This window comes from Hyalangium ruber, from assembly GCF_034259325.1.
Classification (GTDB): domain Bacteria; phylum Myxococcota; class Myxococcia; order Myxococcales; family Myxococcaceae; genus Hyalangium_A; species Hyalangium_A rubrum.
On record NZ_JAXIVS010000007.1, the window covers coordinates 70694 to 90942 of the forward strand.

At 68.6% G+C, this 20249-nt stretch carries 17 protein-coding genes and 1 riboswitch; of the genes, 7 read left to right on the forward strand and 10 right to left on the reverse strand.

The features are described 5' to 3' along the window. Window positions 1-156 precede the first annotated feature (156 nt). Complete coding sequence (locus SYV04_RS20890; protein WP_321547615.1) at window positions 157-2226, reverse strand: ATP-dependent helicase; 2070 nt, start codon at window positions 2224-2226, stop codon at window positions 157-159. Between the two features lie 137 nt (window positions 2227-2363). On the opposite strand from SYV04_RS20890, the gene SYV04_RS20895 reads away from it, so the two are divergent. Both SYV04_RS20895 and SYV04_RS20900 read left to right on the forward strand, forming a co-directional pair. Continuing rightward, window positions 2364-2831: a hypothetical protein gene (locus tag SYV04_RS20895; RefSeq protein ID WP_321548020.1), complete on the forward strand. Its 468-nt coding sequence runs from the start codon at window positions 2364-2366 to the stop codon at window positions 2829-2831. 35 nt (window positions 2832-2866) lie between these two features. Next, on the forward strand, window positions 2867-3361 hold the full coding sequence (locus tag SYV04_RS20900) for a caib/baif family protein (protein WP_321547616.1): 495 nt from the start codon (window positions 2867-2869) through the stop codon (window positions 3359-3361). A 6-nt stretch (window positions 3362-3367) separates the two neighbouring features. On the opposite strand, the gene SYV04_RS20905 is transcribed toward SYV04_RS20900, so the two are convergent. From SYV04_RS20905 to SYV04_RS20925, 5 genes are all read right to left on the reverse strand, one after another. Beyond that, window positions 3368-4093 (reverse strand): hypothetical protein, encoded by a 726-nt coding sequence (locus SYV04_RS20905; protein ID WP_321547617.1) that lies wholly within the window; start codon window positions 4091-4093, stop codon window positions 3368-3370. Window positions 4094-4114: 21 nt separating this feature from the next. Then, window positions 4115-5671: a vanadium-dependent haloperoxidase gene (locus tag SYV04_RS20910; protein ID WP_321547618.1), complete on the reverse strand. Its 1557-nt coding sequence runs from the start codon at window positions 5669-5671 to the stop codon at window positions 4115-4117. Between the two features lie 18 nt (window positions 5672-5689). Beyond that, the gene (locus SYV04_RS20915; protein ID WP_321547619.1) at window positions 5690-6556 is read right to left on the reverse strand and encodes a tetratricopeptide repeat protein; all 867 of its coding nucleotides are present in this window, start codon (window positions 6554-6556) and stop codon (window positions 5690-5692) included. After that, the gene (locus SYV04_RS20920) at window positions 6553-7068 is read right to left on the reverse strand and encodes an RNA polymerase sigma factor (protein WP_321547620.1); all 516 of its coding nucleotides are present in this window, start codon (window positions 7066-7068) and stop codon (window positions 6553-6555) included. The genes SYV04_RS20915 and SYV04_RS20920 overlap by 4 nt, the downstream gene beginning before the upstream one ends. A gap of 246 nt (window positions 7069-7314) precedes the next feature. Next, complete coding sequence (locus SYV04_RS20925; protein ID WP_321547621.1) at window positions 7315-10113, reverse strand: CHAT domain-containing protein; 2799 nt, start codon at window positions 10111-10113, stop codon at window positions 7315-7317. 185 nt (window positions 10114-10298) lie between these two features. After that, window positions 10299-10368: riboswitch (S-adenosyl-L-homocysteine riboswitch) on the forward strand. Window positions 10369-10443: 75 nt separating this feature from the next. Here SYV04_RS20925 and ahcY point away from each other — a divergent pair. Further along, on the forward strand, window positions 10444-11862 hold the full coding sequence (gene ahcY / locus SYV04_RS20930) for an adenosylhomocysteinase (RefSeq protein WP_321547622.1): 1419 nt from the start codon (window positions 10444-10446) through the stop codon (window positions 11860-11862). Window positions 11863-11921: 59 nt separating this feature from the next. Here the strand turns inward: ahcY and SYV04_RS20935 are convergent, their stop codons facing one another. After that, entirely contained in the window at window positions 11922-12536 is a 615-nt protein-coding gene (locus SYV04_RS20935; RefSeq protein ID WP_321547623.1) for a CAP domain-containing protein, read from the reverse strand. A 136-nt stretch (window positions 12537-12672) separates the two neighbouring features. Here SYV04_RS20935 and SYV04_RS20940 point away from each other — a divergent pair, with 136 nt between their 5' ends. Continuing rightward, window positions 12673-13809: a glycoside hydrolase family 3 N-terminal domain-containing protein gene (locus SYV04_RS20940; RefSeq protein WP_321547624.1), complete on the forward strand. Its 1137-nt coding sequence runs from the start codon at window positions 12673-12675 to the stop codon at window positions 13807-13809. Window positions 13810-13832: 23 nt separating this feature from the next. Here SYV04_RS20940 and SYV04_RS20945 read toward each other — a convergent pair whose 3' ends face one another. Together SYV04_RS20945 and SYV04_RS20950 are read right to left on the reverse strand one after the other, a co-directional pair. After that, window positions 13833-15017: a class I SAM-dependent rRNA methyltransferase gene (locus SYV04_RS20945; RefSeq protein ID WP_321547625.1), complete on the reverse strand. Its 1185-nt coding sequence runs from the start codon at window positions 15015-15017 to the stop codon at window positions 13833-13835. Window positions 15018-15020: 3 nt separating this feature from the next. Then, window positions 15021-16244 carry a metallopeptidase family protein gene (locus SYV04_RS20950; RefSeq protein ID WP_321547626.1) on the reverse strand — a complete coding sequence of 408 codons (1224 nt, stop codon included), beginning with the start codon at window positions 16242-16244 and terminating at the stop codon, window positions 15021-15023. An 84-nt stretch (window positions 16245-16328) separates the two neighbouring features. Here SYV04_RS20950 and SYV04_RS20955 point away from each other — a divergent pair, with 84 nt between their 5' ends. Then, window positions 16329-17180 carry an alpha/beta fold hydrolase gene (locus SYV04_RS20955; RefSeq protein ID WP_321547627.1) on the forward strand — a complete coding sequence of 284 codons (852 nt, stop codon included), beginning with the start codon at window positions 16329-16331 and terminating at the stop codon, window positions 17178-17180. Window positions 17181-17237: 57 nt separating this feature from the next. Further along, entirely contained in the window at window positions 17238-18722 is a 1485-nt protein-coding gene (locus SYV04_RS20960) for a serine hydrolase domain-containing protein (RefSeq protein ID WP_321547628.1), read from the forward strand. A 7-nt stretch (window positions 18723-18729) separates the two neighbouring features. Here the strand turns inward: SYV04_RS20960 and SYV04_RS20965 are convergent, their stop codons facing one another. Then, a complete protein-coding gene (locus tag SYV04_RS20965; protein ID WP_321547629.1) occupies window positions 18730-19488 on the reverse strand; it encodes a DsbA family oxidoreductase in 759 nt (252 codons plus the stop codon). Window positions 19489-19579: 91 nt separating this feature from the next. Between SYV04_RS20965 and SYV04_RS20970 the strand changes: the two genes are divergently transcribed. Continuing rightward, window positions 19580-20176, forward strand: coding sequence for a Maf family protein (locus SYV04_RS20970; protein ID WP_321547630.1), 597 nt, complete (start codon window positions 19580-19582; stop codon window positions 20174-20176). Window positions 20177-20249 lie beyond the last annotated feature (73 nt).

The following is a 20249-nucleotide window of genomic DNA, read 5'->3' on the forward strand; positions in this document are numbered from 1 at the left end:
CTCCAAAAGCTGCGGCGGCGGCCGCGTGCGCTGGCCGCCTGACATAGTCGAACCAACCACGGGTCCTATCCAAAAACTCCAAGGAGAGGCCCGGAAAGGCCGACCCTCTTAGGAGGACCGAGGGGGTAAGTCAAGGCCGCACCGCTTCCGGGGGCCTCAAACCCCACTTTCCCCTCGGGGAGGGCCTGCTCCCCCGCCTGCTCCCTTGGGCTTGAAGCGCTCCTTGAGGTTGGCGAAGAAGTTCTTCTCCTGCTCGGTCGGGGCACCCGTCCGGGGGGCATCCATGTCGATCAGCTCCACGGCCTCGGCGGGCAGGTCTTCCAGGAACCGCGAGGGGGTACAGGGGACTTCCTTGCCCCGCTTCACCCGGATCGCCGCCCGCGTCAGGTAGAGCAGCTCCTTGGCCCGGGTAATCCCCACGTAACAGAGCCGGCGCTCCTCCTCGAGGTTCTGCGGCTCGCCCTGCATGCCCTTGTGGGGCATCAGGTCCTCCTCCATACCAATGAAGAAGACCAGCCGGTACTCCAGCCCCTTGGAGGAGTGGACCGTCATCAGGGTCACCCGCCGGTTGCCGCCGGGCACCTCGTCCTCCTCCTCCTGCCGGGTGTCCAGGCTCAGGCGGTTGAGGTAGGTGAGCAGGCTGGCCTTGGGGCCCTCGCGCTTCTCGAAGGCCTCCAGCGAGTTGAGCACCTGGTCCACGGACTTGAGCTTCTTGTCCGCCGTCGTCAACGAGACGGCCGTGGCGCGCGTGGCCTCCTTGAAGCCGATCTCCTCCAGGAGGTTGCGCGTCACGTGCGCCAGGTTGCCGCCCTCGAAGAGGTTGCGGTAGCGCTCGATCATCCGGAGGAACTCGCCCACCTTGCCCGCCGCGCCCGAGGGCAGGTCCTCGTACTGCTCGCCGCGCTCCATCGCCTCCCACAGCGAGACGTTGTCGGCCCGCGCGTGCGCGTGCAGCCGCTCCATCGTCACGTCGCCGATGCCGCGCGCCGGCACGTTGACGATGCGCAGCAGGCTCACCTCGTCCTTCGGGTTGGCGATCACCTTGAAGTAGGCGATGACGTCCTTCACCTCGCGCCGATCGAAGAACTCGCTGCCGCCCACCACCTCGTAGCCGATGTTCTTCTCCCGCAGCGACTCCTCCACCGGCCGGGACTGGCCGTTGGTGCGGTAGAGCACGGCGATCTCGTCAGCGGGGATTCCGTGGGCGATGTGCTTCTGGATCTCCCGGGCGACGAAGCGGGCCTCCTCCTCCTCGTTGGGGCACGTCACCACGCGGATGCGCTCGCCCCCGTGGCGGTCGGTCCACATGCGCTTGGCCTTGCGCTCGGGGTTCTTGGCGATGACGGCGTTGGCCGCGTCCAGCACCGTCTGCATGGAGCGGTAGTTCTGCTCCAGCCGCACCTCCTTGGTGCCCGGGAAGTGCCGGTCGAACTCGAGGATGTTCTTCACCTCGGCGCCGCGCCAGCTGTAGATGGCCTGGTCGTCGTCGCCCACCGCGCACACGTTGCGCGCCTCGCCCGCCAGGAGCTGCAGCAGGTTCATCTGCGCCAGGTTCGTGTCCTGGAACTCGTCCACCAGCAGGAAGCGGAAGCGCCGGGTGTACTTGACCTTCAGGTCCTCGTGCTCGCGCAAGAGCCGCGCCGGCAAGAGCAGCAGATCATCGAAGTCCACCGAGCCCTGCGCCTTCAGCGCCAGCTGGTAGCTCGGGAAGACCATGTGGGTGATGAGATCGTAGTCGTCCCCCATCCCCTCCGGCTTGGGCTGGGGCTCCTGGCCCGAGTTCTTCGCCTTGGAGATGAGGGTGAGCACCTTGCGCGCGTCGAACGCCCGGTCGTCCACCTGGCGCTCACGCATCGCCCGGCGAATCAGCGCCAGCTGGTCCCCCATGTCCGCGATGGCGAACTTCTTGGGCCAGCCCAGCCGGTGGATGTCCTCCCGGAGCATCTCCGCACCAAAGGCGTGGAAGGTACACACCAGGACACCCTGTGCGCGTGGACCCGCCATCTTCACCAGCCGCTCCTTCATCTCCGTGGCGGCCTTGTTGGTGAAGGTGACGGCGAGGATGTTGCGGGCGGTGACGCTGAGTGGCCGCTCGTTGAGCAGGTGGACGATGCGGTGGGTAATCACGCGCGTCTTGCCACTCCCGGCGCCTGCCAGCACGAGCAGGGGGCCTTCCAGGGTGGTGACTGCTTCGCGTTGAGGGGCGTTGAGCTTCGAGAGGTCCATTGCGCGCCGCGCGGGGATACCTTTTGATCGGTTCCGTGCGCGAGATCAAATCCCTATTTGCCCTGCTCCTGCTGGCGCTGCCGCCGGGTTTCGGTTGTCTGGACGACGACCGCGCTCCGCGGTCCCCCGCGTCCGCCATGGCCTCGGAGGCGACGGCGGACGCACCCTGCGTGTACTTCAAGGATCTGGCGCCCTTCCTCCCCGAGGCGCTGGACGGCTTCACCCTGGCCACCACCGAGGGCTCCACCGGCAAGTACGGCGAGGTGTCCGTCAGCGAGGCCGAGCGCACCTTCACGCGAGGTGAGGACCGCGAGGTGAAGGTACGCATCGTGGACACCACGCTGGGGGAGAAGATCGCCAAGGCCATCCGGGCGGCGGCGAACGAGGCGAAGGGCCGGCCGGCGAGCGATCCGACGGCTCCCATCTTCTGGGATGCGGCGGTGGGCTTCGTGCGCTACGACGCGGCGGACGCCACGGCCGAGGCGAACCTGCTGGTGGGAGACAGGTATGTGGTGGCGGTGACGAGCCGGGGCTTCCCCAGCACCGTGGAGGTGCGGCGGGTGGCGCAGGGCATCGACCTCGCGGGGCTGGCGCGGCTGCGGTAGGTAGGCGGGTACAGAGACCGGAAGGAGTCTGCCGAGTGAAGGAGAAAGCAACGCGCTCCCCTACCCCCGAGTCGCTCTCGGAGGAGAAGGCGGCGCGAGAGGCGGTGGCGGCGCTGGGCAAGCGCGAGTTCATGGACCAGTTCCAAAAGCTGGCCAAGGGCTTCGCGGCGGACCCGGGCAACCCGGGCTCCTACTCATGCGAGGGGTGTCAGCGCTGCACCAACTGCATGTTCTGCAAGAACTGCGACAGCTGCTACCACTGCACCCATTGCGTGCGGTGCGAGCTGTGCAACAACTGCTCGCACTGCGTGGACTCGAAGAGCTGCACCGCGTGCGCCTACTGCGTGCAGTGCGAGAACTGCACCGGCAGCGCGTACCTGCTCCTGTGCCGCAACCTCCAAGACTGCAACTACTGCTTCGGCTGCGTGGGCCTGTCCAAGAAGGACTTCCACATCCTGAACGTGCCCTTCAGCCGCACCGAGTACTTCAAGGTGGTGAACCGGCTGCGCAAGGAGCTGGGCATCTCCTGAGGTGACTCACCCGCTGCGGCACTCGAAGGTCATCTCCGCCTTGTCGGCCTGGATGTCCGCGAGGCGCGCCTTCACCTTGGGCGTGATGGGGGCCTTCGGGAAGGCTTTCAGGAACTCCTCGAAGCCGGCGATGACCTCGGGCTTCTTGCCGCAGGCACAGCTCCGCTGGGTCATCATCTCATCGAGCCGGGTGAGCTGCTTCTCCACCTGCGCCGCGTAGGCCTTCGGGTGCTTCTCCGCGAACTCCAGCCAGCCCCGGTAGACCGGGATGAGCTCTGGCTCATCGAAGACCTCGCAGCCGCTGTAGTCCGTCTGCTGCCGGAAGTAGACCGGCCAGGCGTCATATTCAGGATAGGTGCGCTGGAGGTTCTCGAAGAAGGCCACGTCGACGGCCGTGCCCTTCTTGCGGGCGAGTTTCAGGAAGAAGCTGACCTTGGGGACGGCGAAGAGGGCCTCATGGGTGCCGACGACGAAGCCTTCGAGCTTCGTGGCCGCCGCGGGCAGCTGCTTGCCCGTCTCGTTCGCATTCACGATGGCCTTCTCGAGCTGCTCGGCCGCGACAAGCCCCTGCTGGAACACGGGCTCGAGCTCACCCTGGGGCCCCGCGCGCAGCTTCTTGAGGGCGGCGGCGTACTTCGCCTTGGGAGAAGCGTCCTTGCCCTTCGCCCGTGAGGAGAGTGGCACCAGGACGAGGAGCGCCACCAGCGCGCATGAAAACCGAGAGGAGATCATGCGCGCCAGTGTACGCGAGGCTCAGTCGACGAGGAGCGCTCCCGCACGAACCTTCACGGTCTTGCCGTCGAAGGTCTTCACCGTGAAGGCAAGGGGCTCGTTGTAGAGGATGCTCTGCTCCTGCAGCACCCGGAGGGCGATCTGCTCTCCCAGCCGGAGGGACTCGGAGTAGTCGGTGCGCCAGTGGACCCCGGCCATGTTGCGACCAAGGGCCATGTTCGCCGCGAGCTTGTCCAGCTCGCCGCCGAGGGTGAGCTGACCGGCGTCCGCGCCGGTGTAGTCGATGAGCGCGTCCCCCTGGGCGTTGGCCATCTGGACGGGGCCTCGCAGGGGCTGCCCTCCATCGAACCAGGCCTTGAGGACGGTGACGCACGCGCCCGCCACCGTGGCATGACCCGCGCCGTAGGCCGGGTGCGTCGGGCAGCCCTCCGGGAACACCTGCGGCAGCAGCGAGCTACCGAAGCGGCTGAGGATCCGCTGGAGCGCCTCGGACGACAGCAGCGCGGGGTGTACCGGGTAGCGGGCCAGCCCCAGCCGGAGCACTTCCACGCGGCCTCCGAACTCCTCGGGGCGCAGCCGCCGGTGGACGAACCACTTCTGGAACCACACGGCCTTCAGGGCCCGCGTGGCCACCTCGGACACCAGCGAGAGGATGTGCGGACTGCCCAGCGTCCCGAAGCCCTCCTGGTTGCGAGACCTCCGGTACGGATTGCCCGCGCCCACGGCCTGCTCCTGCTGCGACAGGAGGATGAGCGCGGCGTTGAGATAGGCCTGGTAGAGCGTGTCGCGGTGGACGTAGTGGGCCATGTCCCGCATGTCGCGGATGTAGCGGCGCGTGCGGTCGAACGCGGGCTCCTGGGCCGGCGAGTTGCCTTCCTGGATCGCCAGCCACGTGCAGAAGTCCGTGAGGTAGTCGCCCCCCGGCACCACCGTCTGCTGGAGCTGGGCCATCCGCAGCGAGCCGTAGGGGATCTCCCGCAGCAGGAACTGCGAGATGGGCGGGCCCATCATCGCGCCCACCGTGGAGCCCCGGAACACCGTCCTCGGCGTCAGGGTCACCCCGGGCGGAAGCCGGCCAAGGTGCTCCCGGTGCTTCTCGAGCTCCCTCGCCGCGGCGGCCACGTCTGCGTGCCGGTCGAAGTCGACGAAGGGCACGTCGCGCAGCAGCGCCATCCAGTACAGCTCGATCATCTCCGCCGTGGTCTGCGGGCTGTCGAAGCGCGGCGCCGGAGCCAGCGTCACGGCCTGGGCGTCGGCGCCCTCCAGCTCGTACGCCAGCCCTGCCTGGGGGTTGGTCAGCCTCCGGCCACCCGGGGCGCCCAATGGGATGTTCTCGAAGTCCGACGGCCGCCCCGTCCTCAGCGCGTGGTGGAGCTTCTCGAAGGCGTTCGGCTCCACTTCGCCCCGCGCGTTGTGGGGCAGCCCCTTGGAGTAGCTCGAGAAGGAGGCCTCCTCTCCGTTACCGCGGTGCTCGGGGAGCGGATGCGACAGGGACAGGCTCAAGGCCTGCTCACGGCGACGGCGGACCTCCTGGCGGCGCGTCTCAGGGGTGAGAGGAAATAGAGCAGTGCCAGTCATGTCACGGTCCTTTTCAGACTACTTGCGAAGCTCTCGGGCGATCCGCCCCGCTTCCTCGCTCCAGCCGGGCTCATTGCGCGCGGCGAGCTGCTCGAAGGCGGCGGCGGCACGTTCTTTCTGCCCCTGCTCTCGCAGCACCAGCGCCCGGTTCCAGAGCGCCTGGATGTGCTGGGGGTCGGTTCTCAGGGCGTGCTCCAGCAGCGCCATGGCCTCCTGGAGTCGCCCCTCCTGCATGGCCACCACCGCGAGATCATTGTCCCGGTCGGGCGAGGCCGGCGCCGTCTCCAGGTAGCCACGGGCCTGCGCCACATCCCCGTGGACGAGGAAGGCGGTGGCGATCGCGATCGCGTCCTTCTTCTCATCCAGTCGGGCAAGCTCCTGGAGCGGCAGGGGCTCCACCTCCGACGGGCCGCCGCGCATGGCCACGTAGGGGCGGTGTACGTCCACCCGGTCGTAGCTCAAGCGGGCCTCGATGCTCCGGGTTGGAGCCTCCGCGAGCCAGAGTTGAGCGGAGGGCTCCACGTTGAACACGCTCACGTAGAGCAGCGCGGCGAGGGCAGCCACGGCGGCCCCGCCCCAGGCGACGTTCCTGCGGGCGGCATGATGCGCGCGGGGAGGCGGGGCGCGCCGGGCCCGCTGGGGAGAGCGCACGCCCGTGGGGACAGTCACGGCGTCGGGCCTCGGCCTCGCGGCTTGTCCCTCGGTGTCGGCACACCGTCCGTCTTCGTGGAACGCCTCGGCGGCGAGCATCTCGAGCTGTACCGCATCCTCGAAGCGGGCCGCACAGGTGCCACAGCGCGCCAGGTGGCCGCGCACATGGTCTGCCTCGGGTTCGGCGAGTTCGCCGTCCAGGAAGGGGTTGAGCTTCTCGCAAAGGGTGTTCATGGGCGCACCTCGGGCTCCTCTGACATGAGCGTCTCTCTCAACTGCTTGCGGGCCTGGAAGAGCCAACTGCCAACCGTTCCCTCCGAGGCGCTCAGGGACTGGGCGATGGCCTTGTAGCTCTGGCCCGCCAGCCTCATGCGGAACGGCGCGCCGAGGAACTCCGGCAGCTGCTCCACGGCTCGCTGCAGCTCCTCGGGTGACACCTGCGCCCAGCGCTCGGGGCTCTCGGCGCCAGCGTGGAGCGCCGACTCGGCCACGGGCACCGGATCCGACAGCAGCTCTTCCTTGCTCTGCCGCCGGCACAAGTCGATGAACAGCCGAGAGACCGTCTGCGCGAGCCACGCCCGCTGCGCGTTGGGGTGCAGGCGTGACACCTGGGAGAAGTGGAGCAGCGCGCGCTCCAGCGTCTCCTGGACCAGGTCCTCGGCATCCTGGCCGCCACGGCAGAACCGCCTGGCAATCCTCAGCAGGCCCGGACGATGGCAGCGGATGAACTCAGAAAACTCCGACATGAGATTGCCCCCCTGGCCGTGGGGGTTCGGAGGCCCCCACGGCGAGACACCGCCAACCACCCTGACTCTCTCGTTCCTGGGGTCCCCCCTCCCGTACCGCGAGATCCCGGGCAGAGACCTCTCAGTTCTGCTCCTTCGGCCCCGGGGGAGGATCCACCGGGGGACCGCGGACCCCCAGGATGCTGCGAATCTTCTTCACGAAATTCGAAATGTAGTTCGACATGACGACCCACCTTCCTGTGCGAATCACTCAAAAATGAGGACGTCCCCTACCCACCTTTCTTGAGGACGGGTCTTCAGCCACGCGGCTCGCTCGGCTCCCAGGGCTACCGCCGGAGGAGCACCGTCCCGGATGCGCCGGCCCACGGCCTCGAAGAAGAGGCCCACGGTGTCGGGCACTTCCACCGTGGCGGCCAGCACGGCGCTGGCGCCCGCTTCGATGAACGCATCCGGCAATCCAAACGCCTGCTTGTGTGACAGGGGGTTTCGAGAGGCCGTGCCACAGGCGGCCAGGAACACCACGGGTGCGCGCTTCAGCGGGTGCTGGCGAAGCCTGGCGGCGGTGAGCGCGTATTGCCCATCGCTCCCTCGGGTCAGCGCGACGAAGGGCGCATCGAAGAGCTCCGGGCGCGAGAGTCCATGGGCATGGATCTCGATCTCGGTGGCCTGTTCCATCTCCGCGAGCACGCGGGGGAGCGTGGCCTGGGCACCTCTGAGTTCGATGACGCCCGGCGTCCCGGGCCGAAGGGTCCGCACGGAGAGGTTCGGCAGGCCCAGCTCTCGCGGGGGCTCGACGTTGTGGACGATCAGCCGTCGGGCCTCGGGGCCCGGTGGGGGATGAACCGTGTGGCCCACCCGGTAGCTCCAGGCCATCTCGGTGGGGAGGATGCGGGTACTCCCCAGCGCCGACGGAGAGGCGAGGACTTCCACCTGCTGGCAGCCCCGAAGCGCTTCGAGCTGGTGCGCGGGGATGACGCCCTCTCCGTTGCCGAGCGAGCGCGTCCGTGCCCCATCGAAGTGCGTCAGCACCTCTCCCTGGGCACCTCTCACCACGATCAGCAAGCGGGAGTGGCCGTCCTCCACTACCACGGCGCAGCGCATGGGGACGGCGATGCGGCGGTCCTCGGCCACCAGCGCCAGTAATTCCTCGATGCCCTCTGCACGAACATCGCGGCCCGCATCGAGGATGAGGGCGGAGTAGCCGTGCGCACGGGTATTTCGCGCGTCCAGGTCCGTGTCTGGCAGACGCCGGGCCTCCTCGATGGCCTGGCGTAACAGGTGCCGCCCCTTGTCCCGATCCCGCTCCAGTTCGAACTGCCCTTCGATGAAGCGCAGCCAGACCCGCGTGCCCGAAGAGGACGAGGAGCGACGGAGCGCATCCAGGGTGCGATGGAACTGCTCCACCTCCCAGTCGGAGACGCCAAAGCGCGCCAGCTCCGCCAGCAGATAGGCGCCCAGCTTCGTCAGGGGCTGCCCGCACTGGAGCGCCAGCTCCATGTGCCTCCGCTCTCCGGGAATGTCGAAGTCGAGCATGGCGAGGTTCGCCAGGTTCTGGTGGACGTAGACGCACTGCTCGGGATCCCGCTCGAGTGACTCCTGCAAGTACGCGCGCGCCAGCGGAGACTCGTACCGCGAGATGGCGATGTTGCTGAGTTCCTGCAGGAACGTCCGCTCGAAGGCCCATTCTCCCGACGCTCTCGCCAGCGCGAGGCTCCTGCTGGCGAGCCCCTGGGCCTCCGCGAGTCGGTCCAGGGCGATGTAGAGATCGGTCAGGGACTTGGCGATGTCGAGGCACCGATAGGCAAACCGCTGCGCATCGCAGCCCGTGTGCAGTGCCACCAGCGCCGCCTCGACCTGCCCGGCGCGTCCGGCACGCCCGGAGGAGAACTCCTGCATGGCCAGCTTCCCCTCCCCCATCATCCGGACCCAGGGATCGTCGGAGTTCTTGATCAGGGCCGCGAAGACCTCCGGGTGCTGGGCAATGGTTCCCTGGTCGAGCATCACTCCCATGGCGATGTCCTCCTCGCCTGCCGCGAGCGCCTGCTTCAGGAGCTCCTCCGGGTTCGCGTGCGCGTCCTGAAGGAGGAGGCCATAGTCACGTGCCAGCGGCGCCCGCTTGCGGAAGTCGCGTTGGGCCACATGGCGCACGTAGCCCTCGAGCGAGGCATCGCCTTGGAGCGCATCGAGCTGTTGGGCGATGGGAAGCAGCGCGAGCACCGCGTCCCGACTGGGGCTGGACCGGACGGCCTTGTAGAAGACCACCCGCGCCGTGCCCGGCAGCTCGCTGAAGGAAGAGGACACCAGCCGGGTGAGTCCCCCAGGAGACCTCACATTCGCCTGGAGCGTGGCCCAGGCAAGCCTCCGCGCTTGGATGTCCTGGCGCAGCCGCAAGGCCTCCGCGCGGGCCTCCTCGCTCCAGCCCGGCTCCCCCAGGCGGGCCACCTCATCGAAGGCGTTGGCCGCCAGGAAGGGCAGGTCCAGCTCGCGCAGCACCAGCGCCCGATTCCACAGGGCCTGCGGATGCCTGGGAGCCGCGTCGAGGGCAACGTCCAGCAGGCGCAGCGCTTCATTGAAGTCCTTCTCCTGAAGAGCGACCACCGCCAGATCACTGGCGTCATCGGGAGTCGAGGGCTCTTGAGGCAGCCGGGCTCGGGCCTGAACGTACTGGGCGCGGATGAGGTAGGTCGCGACGAGCGCGCGCCACTCCTGGTGTCGCTCGAGCCACGCCAATTCCTTCAAGGGGACTCGGGGGACCACTGAGGGCTCGGCTCGAAACGGGCGATGGTGATCCGCCAGGGGATGGGTGACCCGAGCCTCGATGCGTCGCGTCGGCTCCCCCGCGAGCAGGACACGCTCCAAGGCGGGCGTCCGCCGAGCTTGGCGGAGCGCGAAGGTGCCGGCGGCCAGCCCCGCCACGAGGGCTAGCAGCCAGAGCAGGCGCGAACCTCGGAAGTTCCAGGTCCACCGGGGACGGCTCGTCACCCGGTGCCCAGGCCGCCGGCGCGCTGCCCCCCGTGCTCCCTCGCTCGCTGGACTCTGGAGCATGGCGCTGGCCTCCCCCTTACCCGGCCCCTTCCCGCTCTCATGCTGGGCATGGCGCGGGTGTGTGCCAATGGAGGAGCGCGAGGCAAGGCTTCGTCGCGCCCCGGGCATTGCAGGGAGGAGCAGGCCTCCGACCAGGCGCTCAGTCCACGCTGGCGAATGGCGGCGCCGTTACGGTAGGGTGGCCGCATCCTGAGGAGCGCTGCAACGGGGCACCCTCCCCGCCAGGCTCAGGTTTCGTAACGGCGCTCGCTGACTCGTGGCTGGTTGCACGGGAAGCGAGCAAGAGCCCGCCTCCTCTGCGCCCAGCCCCCTGCCAATCAGGAGCAACACATGAGGGCTGCAGCCGATCTGAAGAAGTTCACCGACTATCACGTTGCCGACATCTCCCTGGCCGACTGGGGCCGCAAGGAGATCGCGATCGCCGAGACCGAGATGCCGGGCCTGATGGCGATCCGCGAGGAGTTCGCCAAGACGCAGCCGCTCAAGGGCGCGCGCATCGCCGGCTCGCTGCACATGACCATCCAGACGGCGGTGCTCATCCAGACGCTGGAGGCCATTGGCGCGGAGATCCGCTGGGCTTCGTGCAACATCTTCTCCACGCAGGACCACGCCGCCGCCGCCATCGCCGCCGCGGGCACCCCCGTGTTCGCCTACAAGGGCGAGACGCTCGAGGAGTATTGGGAGTACACCCACCGCATCTTCGAGTGGGCCGACGGTGGCGCGCCGAACATGATCCTCGACGACGGCGGTGACGCCACGCTGCTGGTCCACCTGGGCAGCAAGGCCGAGACGGACCCGTCCGTGCTGAACAACCCCGGCAGCGAGGAGGAGATCGCCCTCTTCGCCTCCATCAAGAAGCGCCTGGCGTCCAAGCCCGGCTGGTACACCAAGCTGGCCCAGAGCATCCAGGGCGTCACCGAGGAGACCACCACGGGCGTCCACCGGCTCTACCAGATGGCCAAGGAGGGCAAGCTGAAGTTCCCGGCCATCAACGTCAACGACTCGGTCACCAAGTCGAAGTTCGACAACGTGTACGGCTGCCGTGAGTCGCTGGTGGACGGCATCAAGCGCGCCACCGACGTGATGATCGCCGGCAAGGTGGCCGTGGTGGCCGGCTACGGCGAGGTGGGCAAGGGCTCGGCGCAGGCGCTGCGCGGGCTGCAGGCCCAGGTGTGGGTCACCGAGATCGACCCCATCTGCGCGCTGCAGGCGGCCATGGAGGGCTACCGCGTCGTCACCATGGAGTACGCGGCGGACAAGGCCGACATCTTCGTGACGGCCACCGGCAACTTCAAGGTCATCACCCACGAGCACATGAAGCGGATGAAGAACAACGCCATCGTGTGCAACATCGGCCACTTCGACAACGAGATCGATGTGGCGAGCCTCAAGCAGTACCAGTGGGAGAACATCAAGCCGCAGGTCGACCACATCATCTTCCCGGACAAGAAGCGCATCATCCTGCTGGCCGAGGGCCGGCTGGTGAACCTGGGCTGCGGCACCGGTCACCCCAGCTACGTGATGAGCTCCTCGTTCGCCAACCAGGTGCTGGCGCAGGTGGAGATCTTCGCCAACCCCGGCAAGTACAAGCCGGGCGTGTACATGCTGCCCCGTCACCTGGATGAGAAGGTGGCCCGCCTGCAGCTCACCAAGCTGGGCGCGGACCTGACTGACCTGTCCGACGAGCAGGCCAAGTACATCGGCGTGTCCAAGGCCGGCCCGTTCAAGAGCGACCACTACCGCTACTAAGCGGTGCCCAGCGCGCGTGTACCGTCTTCACACGCGCGCTGGAGTTGGACCCTTCAGCCCTACTGGGCGCCGAAGTCCTGCGTCCAGTAGTGGCTGTAGGTGCTGCCGGAGCGGAGGTAGTAGCCCACGCCCAGGTGCTTGTAGTTGACGTTCATGATGTTGTTGCAGTGCCCCGTGCTGGCCATCCAGCCGGTGACCACCGCGCTCGGCGTGCTGTACCCGGCGGCGATGTTCTCCCCCGCGTACTTATAGGTGTAGCCGGCCAGGTTCATCCGCTGGAAGGGCGTGGAGCCATTCGAGCCGGTGTGGCTGAAGATGTTGTTCACCGCCATGTCCATGGAGTGCTTGCGCGCAGCGCAGCGCAGCCGCGTGTCCAGGGTGAGCGCGGGCACCGCCGGCTTGGCGACCCCGCCACACGTGGCCCCCGCCGCGCGCCGCTGGTTCACCAGCGTGAGCACCTGATTCTCGAAGTCCGTCGACGCCGCCGGCCAGGTGGTTACGTCATCACAGTAGGCCAGGGCCGTGAGCTCCCGCTCCCCGGCAAGGCCCTCGGCTTCTACTTGGAGGGACTCGCCCAACACGCCCTCTGGCGTCACTTCGGTGCGCTCCTCGGCGCCACAGCCCGCCAGCAGCACAGTCCCCATCAGGAAGAAGGCAGTACGGTTCAGATACATGGTGTCCCCTTTCATGATTTTCAAGCTTAACACGTTTTACTGACTACAAGCCTGCACGCATGCTGGGGTGGCGTAGAGGCCCTCTCCCCTCCTTCGCCGGGAGGCGCTTCCGCGGCTTTGTGGAAGACTGCGCCCCATGCGAGCAGTGCTTCGTTCATCACTGGTTTCCCTGGCGCTCGTCCTCGCGGTCGTCGGTGACGCGGCCGCCCAAACGAAGACGCGGAAGGGCTTCGTCGAGCGCACCCCCGACGAGGCGCGCGTGGAGCGCGTCCTCCAGTCGTTGTCGCTGCGCGAGAAGGTGGGGCAGTTGGTGCTCGCCTATCCGCAGATCAGCAAAGAGGGGCCCGTGGAGGTGGGCGGCGTGCTGTTCGTGGGCGCGACGCTGCGGAAGATCGACGCGGCAAAGGAGAAGATCCGCTCGAGCCGCGCCCGCGCCCGGCTTCCTCCCTTCTTCGCGGTGGACATCGAGGGCGGCGGCTTCAACCGCCTCGACCGGCACCCCAGCCTCAAGGGCCTGCCATCCGCGCGGGAGATGGCGGCGATGCCGGACACCGAGGTGGAGACGTGGGGCACGCGCGTCGGCGGGGCCATGCGCGAGGTGGGGTTGAACATGAACCTCGCCCCCGTGTTCGACGTGTCCCCCTCGGGCCACATGTTCCGCAACGGGCGCGCCTTCTCGGGAGATGCCGAGGTGGTGAAGAAGAAGGCCACCGCTTTCTCCCGTGGCCTGGCCCGGGCGGGCGTGGTCGCCATCGGCAAGCACTTCCCCGGCTATGGCGACCTGGACGCCGACTCGGACCATGAGCGCGCCACCGTCGACTGGGACGAGGCCCGCGTCCGCGCGGAGGCCTCGGTGTTCCGCGCCGCGGACCGGTATCTGGGCGGGGTGATGATGTCGAACATCGTCTACTCGAAGTTCGGCTCCAAGCCGGCCATCCTCGAGCCCGCCCTGGTCGCCCTGGCCCATGAGAATGGGTGGATCACCGTGACCGATGACGTGGCCATCCGTGCGCTGGCCGAGCAGATCGGCGCCGAGCAAGAGGAGGTGGTGCGGCTGGCGTTCCTCGCTGGCAACGATCTGATCCTCACCACCGCGCCGCCGGACTGGGACAAGGGCATGGACTACTTCGGCATCCTGACGAAGCTGGCCCAGTCGGACCCGAAGCTGACCGAGAAGCTGGACGCGGCGGTCCGGCGCGTGCTGCGCCTCAAGGACCGGATGGGCCTGCTGGAGGGGCACCCCCTCGCGACCACGGAGGGCGCGGCGCCGTAGCGCGCCGGCCTTCCGCGCGTGGGTTACAAGGCGCGGACGTAGAGCGCCTTGAGGTACTCGGTCTCCAGCAGCCCGCCGAAGACCGGGTGGTCCAGCCCCGCGCCGCGCCGCTCGAGGATCTGCACCGGGCGCTTCGCGTCCTCGGCCGCCGAGAGCACCATCTCCTCGAAGGCCTCGCGGCCCAGCTTGCCAGAGCAGGAGCAGGTGACCAGCAGCCCCTCGGGCTTGAGGCACTTGAAGGCCCGCAGGTTCAGCTCGTGGTAGGCGCGCAGCGCCGTGGCCAGGCCCTCGCGGCGCTTGGCGAGCCCCGGCGGGTCCAACACCACCGTATCGAAGCGGCGGCCCGTGTCGGCGAAGCGCCGCAGCACATCGAAGGCGTTGGCGTTCTCCACCGTCACGTTGGCGCGGCCGTTGCGCGCGGCGTTCTCCCGGGCCCGCTCGGCCGCCTTGGGATCCTGCTCCACCGCGAGCACCGAGTCGCACGAGCGGCTGAGCGCCAGCGCGAAGCCACCGTGGTAGCTGAACAGGTCCAGCGCCTCACCCCGGGCCAGCTCTCCGGCGCGCAGGTGGTTGTCCACCTGGTCCAGGAAGGCCCCCGTCTTCATGTCGCCCAGCAGGTCCACCTCGAAGCGGTTCTCGCCCTCGTGGTAGGTGAAGCGCGCCTCGCCCTTGCCGTGCAGCAGCACCACCTCGCGCTTCAGGCCCTCGAAGTCGCGACCGGAGGCATCGTCCCGGCACACCACGTGCGTGGCCCCTGTCAGCTCCACCAGCGCCCGCGCCGCCCACTCCTTGCGCGCGTCCATGCCCTCCGAGAGCGTCTGGAGCGTGAGGCCCGTTCCATAGCGGTCCACGAAGAGGCCCGGCAGCAGGTCCGCCTCGCCGTGTACCAGCCGCAGCCCGTCCCGCTGCTTCAGCGGCGCGCGGCGCGCCAGCGCGGCCTCCAGGCGACGGCGGAAGAAGGCCTCATCCACCGGCTCCTCGGAGGGAGGGCGGCGCGTGAGCAGGCGCAACGCCAGCGGCGAGCGCTGGGCATAGAAGGCCTGGCCGATGGGGTTGCCCTGCGGGTCCACCACCGCCACCACCGCGCCGCGCGCCTCCACGGAAGGGGGCTCGGCCAGCTCGGTGCGGTAGAGCCAGGGGGTGCCTCGGCGCAGGCTCTTGGCGCCCTTGAGGCTGACACGGACAGTGGGAAGGGTTCGGGCAGCCATGGCTCACTCCAGGCCGCGTGCGGCCAGCTCTTCGTCGTCCTCGCCTCGCAGATGCCCCACCTCGTGTAGCAGCGTCACCTGGATCTGCTCCACGAGTTCCGCCGGGCTGTTCACCGCGCGCGCGAGGTTGCGGCGGTAGAGCACCACCGAGCGGCAGGGCGTCTCCGTCCCGTCGCAGGGCTCGGCCAGCGGCGGGCCCCGGAAGAGGCCCAGGATGGTGGGTGACAGCGGCGGCTGTCCGGACAGCAGGTCCGCGTCGGCGGGGATTTCCTCGGTGGTAACGGGCACGCCCTGCAAGTCCTTGCGCATGTCCTCGGGCAGCCCTTCCACCGCACGTGCCACCGCCGCTCGGAAGTCGGGCTCGGAGGGAAGGGGCGGCACCGGGAAGTCCTCGGGGGCCAGCTCGCGGGCCTTGTCGAAGTGGACCTGCGCCTGCTTCCACTTGCCCTCGCGCTCCAGGAGCAGACCGAGGTGGTGGTGCGCGTGGGGGCCATGCTCCACGTCGTTCACCAGGGCGGTGAACGCGGCCTTCGCGTCGGCGAAGCGGCACAGCTCGAAGAGGGCCAGGGCCCGCTCGTAGATGGCCTCGTGGCTCTCCGGCTCGCGCGCCAGCACGATGGACGCACGCGCCAGGGCCTCCTCCGCCTGGCCGAGATCATTGAAGGCCATGGCCGACAGGAGGGCGAACTGCACCACCAGGTCCGACGGCATGCCGGGCTGGGACAGGCCCTGCTCGGCGTAGAGCAGCCCCAGCTCGTCCCGCTCGCGGCTGGAGGGCAACTGCACCGCGTACAGGTGCGCGGCGCCCAACAGCGCGTCCGGAGAGCCCGGGTCGATGGCGAGCGCGCGGGCGAAGGCCATCTGCGCCTCGGGCACCCGGTCCAGCGCGGCCAGCGCCACACCCCGCTCGGCGTGGGCCGGGGCGAAGTCCGGATCCAGGGCCGCGGCCTGGGCGGCGCAGGACAGCGCCTCCTCGAAGCGACCCTCGTCGTAGTAGCGGCGCGCCGCCTCGAACGGGGGCGCCCCATCGGTCCGACAGACGGCCAACGGGGCGACGGCGGGTGTGGAGGCAGCGGGCCGTGCTGCCTCGGCGACGGGCGCGGCCACAGGGGTGGGTGCGGAAGTGTGCGCAGCGCTGGAGACAGGCTCCGCCGGAGCAGGCTCCGAGGAGCTGCGCTGACAGGCACCAAGCAGGAGGCAGAGGGCGAGCAGACCGCGCCGCGACATGGAGGCGCAGGCTACGGCATCCCCTCGCACTCGGGAAGAATCGTCCCCCGCCTGCCTGCCTATAGTGGGAGGCAGGGAGCTCGCATGGAACGCTTCATCGAGGTCAACGGAATCCGGTTGCACTACCTGGACCACCCAGGCGGGGCGCCGCTGCTGGTGCTGATGCATGGGCTGTCAGCCAACGCCCATTGCTTCGATGGGCTGGTCGAGGCAGGGCTGAGCCCGCGCTTCCGGGTGGTCTCCGTGGACCTGCGGGGTCGGGGGCTCAGTGACAAGCCGCCGAGTGGCTACTCCATGGCGGAGCACGCGCGCGACATCCTCGGGCTGCTGGATGCCTTGGGGACGGGACCGGTGGTCCTGGGAGGGCATTCCTTTGGTGGCCTGCTCTCCTTCTATATCGCCGCGCACTGGCCCGAGCGCGTCTCCCGCCTGCTCATCCTCGACGCCGCTGGCGCCATGCACCCCCGGGTGCGAGAGCTGATTCAGCCTTCGCTGGATCGACTGGGCAAGGTGCTACCCTCCGTGGACGCCTATCTGGCGGCGATGAAGCAGGCGCCGTACCTGGAAGGCATGTGGAACGCGGGCCTCGAGGCGTACTACCGGGCGGATGTGAAGGAGAACCCGGACGGTACGGCGCAGGCGCGCTCGTCGCCCCAAGCCCTCGCCGAGGCGGTGGAGAACGCCCTGGGCGAGCCGTGGCCCGAGCTCTTGCCTCGCATCCGTCAGCCCACCCTCCTCCTCCATGCGCCCAACGGCTTCGGTGTCGCGGGCACGCCTCCCGTGGTTCCCCGGGAGCAAGCCCTGGAGACGGTGCGCACGTTGCCGAATGGCCGCTACGTCGAGGTGCCTGGCAACCACTACACGATGCTCTTCGGCGGCAATGCCTCCGCCGTGGTGCAGGCCATCACCGAGCAGCTCATGGCGCCCAATCCCTGAAAGGCGTTTTGCTACGCTCGACCGATGAGACAACCGAAGCGGCTCGTACTGGGTTTCATGGGGTGGGTGCTTGCGGCCGTCGTCCTGCTCGGAGCGACTGAGTCACCGGCGGCACGCGCTCCGAAGACTCCAGCGCCCGCCTCGCTGCCAGGCACGCCCGCGGGGCGCGAGGCCGCGGTTCTGATCGAGGTGTTCAACACGGGTTCAGGCAGAGCGATGCTCTCCTTCATCGAGGACCACTACGCGAAGCCGACCCTGGCCCAACGCTCCGCCAAACAGCACCTCGACACCTTCGGGACGCTCTGGGAGAACACGGGCGGGCTGATCCCACAGAAGGTGGAATCGTCGAGTGAGCTGTCGATCGTCCTGGTGGCCCGGGACAAGCTGGCCGGCGACTCGGTGCGGCTTCAAGTCGACGTCGAGGCGGTGGATCCGCACAACATCCTGCGGGTGGAGGTCCAGCCCATCGAGCCACCCTCGAATGATGCGGGCCGCCCGCTGACGGACGCGCAGGTCGCCAGCGCGACCAAGGCCTACGTCGAGAAGCTGGTCGCCGCCGATGCCTTCTCGGGCGCGGTGCTGATCGCGCACGGGAACAAGGTGGTCTACCAGGGCGCGTTCGGCCTCGCGAGCCGCGCCTATCAGGTACCCAATCGGGTGGACACGAAGTTCAACCTCGGCTCGATGAACAAGATGTTCACCTCGGTGGCGATCGCCCAGCTCGTCGAGGCGGGGAAGCTCTCGTATGAGGACACGGTGGGGAAGATCCTCCCGGACTACCCGAACAAGGCCGTCGCGGAGAAGGTGACGGTCCACCAACTCCTCACCCACACCGCGGGCCTCGGCAGCTACTTCAACGACCAGTACATGAAGGCGGACAAGAGCCGCTTTCGCGACGTCAATGACTACCTCCCGCTGTTCGTGCAGGAGCCGCTCGCGTTCGAGCCCGGGACGAGCTGGCGCTACAGCAACTCGGGCTTCATGTTGCTCGGGGCGATCATCGAGAAGGCCTCCGGCCAGAACTACTTCGTCTATGTGCGCGAGCACATCTACAAGCCCGCCGGCATGACGAACTCGGAGGCGTATGAGCTCGACCGCGAGACGCCGAACCTCGCGGTTGGCTACACGAGCCAGGGGCCCGGCGAGCAGCAGAGCCCCACCCGTGAATGGAACAACCTCTTCCTGCACGTCGTCAAAGGAGGGCCCGCGGGCGGCGGGTTCTCGACCGTCGAGGATCTGTGGAAGTTCTCCCGCGCGCTCCAGGCGCACAAGCTGCTGAGCGCCAGGTCCACGGAGCTCGTCACCACGGGCAAGGTGCAGCCCAGCCCCAAGCATGAGAACGACAAGTATGCCTATGGCTTCTCCGATGAGCTCGTCCAGGGCACGCACATCGTCGGCCACAACGGCGGCTTCCCCGGCATCAACAGCCAGCTCGATATCTATCTGGGCAAGGACTACACCGTCGCGGTGATGTCGAACTACGACCCGCCCGCCGCGGGGCGCGTCGCCCAGAAGGTCCGTTCACTGCTGCTTCGGAAGTGACACCGCGCTAACGCCGCGCCAGGACCTGCAGCGCGGCGCGGAGTTCATCGGGAGAGCGGGCCCCCTGCAGCGTCTGCCCACCAATCTGGAAATAGGGCACGCCCCGGACACCGGAGGACGACGCCCAGGCCGCTTGCGCCCGCACGTCGGACAGGCGCTTCGGGTCGGTCGCGATGGAGCGGGCGAACTCGGCGGTGAGCCCCGCTTCCTCCGAGGCCGAGGCGAGCACCTGGACATCGCCGATGTTCAGCCCCTGCTCGAAGTACGCGCGGTGCAGCGACTCGAGCAGGGCGCGCTGCCGCTCGAGAGGCGCAGCCGCGAGCAGCGCGTGAGCGGCGGCGGTCTGCGGGGAGACGCGGACCTTCTCCCAGTTGAAGCGAACCCCGTACTGGGTCCCCATCTGCGTCACACGAGAGAAGATCTGATCGACGGAGACGTTGCCGTACTTCGCCGTCAGCATCGCGCGCAGGTCCGTGCCTTCCGCCGGAGCCCCGGGCTCGAGCAGGAAGGGGTGCAGGAGGAGCGTCACCGGAGGACCGGACCACGCGCTGAGCACCTGGCCCAGGTTGTGGAGACCAATCCGGCACCAGGGGCAGCTCATGTCGTGCCACACGTCGACCTGCAACCGCGTCGTCGCCTGAGCCGCCGGGGCCGCCTGCGGAGCACCTGCGTCGAGAACCGCGGGCGCCGGCTGCTCGCGCGTGCAGGCACACAGGGCCACCACACCCGTGAACTTCAGGAAGGCTCGGCGGTTCATCGTGGACATGGAACTCATCGGGACACGAGGGAAGGCCAGAGGATACCGGCATCCGCGGCGGGGTTCACCTCGGGAGCCTCCTCGCTTAGGGTGCGCCTCCATGCGAACCCTCATTCTCGCGTCCACCTCGAGCGCACGCCGAGCCCTGATGGATGGACTGGGACTGCCCTACCGCGCGGAGAGCCCGGGAGTGGAGGAGGACGTGTCCCCTACCCTCTCGGCCCGTGAAGCCGTGCAGGTGCTCGCCGGGCGCAAGGCCAAGGCCGTACATGCGCGCCACCCGGAGGCCTGGGTCCTCGGCGCCGACCAGCTCGTGGAGGTGCAGGGCGAGGTGCTCTCCAAGCCTCCCGATCGCGAGGCCGCAAAGCGACAGCTCGGCAAGCTGCTCGGGCAGACCCACGACATCTGCACCGGCGTGTGCCTGCTCGGTCCCGGCGGCCACATCGCCGAGGCCGTCGAGGTCTCACGGCTCACCTTCTATCCGGTGCGCGACGAGGAGCTGGAGCGGTACCTGGACCTCGGCGAATGGCAGGGCTGCGCGGGCAGTTACCGCGTCGAGGGCGCGGGGCAGGCGCTGCTCGCACGCCTCGAAGGAGACCGCACCAACGTGCAGGGGCTGCCCATGCTTACCGTGGTGCGGATGCTGCGCGACGCCGGGTTCCCGTTCTTCGAGCGTCCCGAGCCCCTGAAGCCGTGACGGCGATCCAGGCAGCCGATCCGAGGCTCGCTGCGGCCCTGACGCCCATGTCCACCCTCAGGGAGAGGAGGAC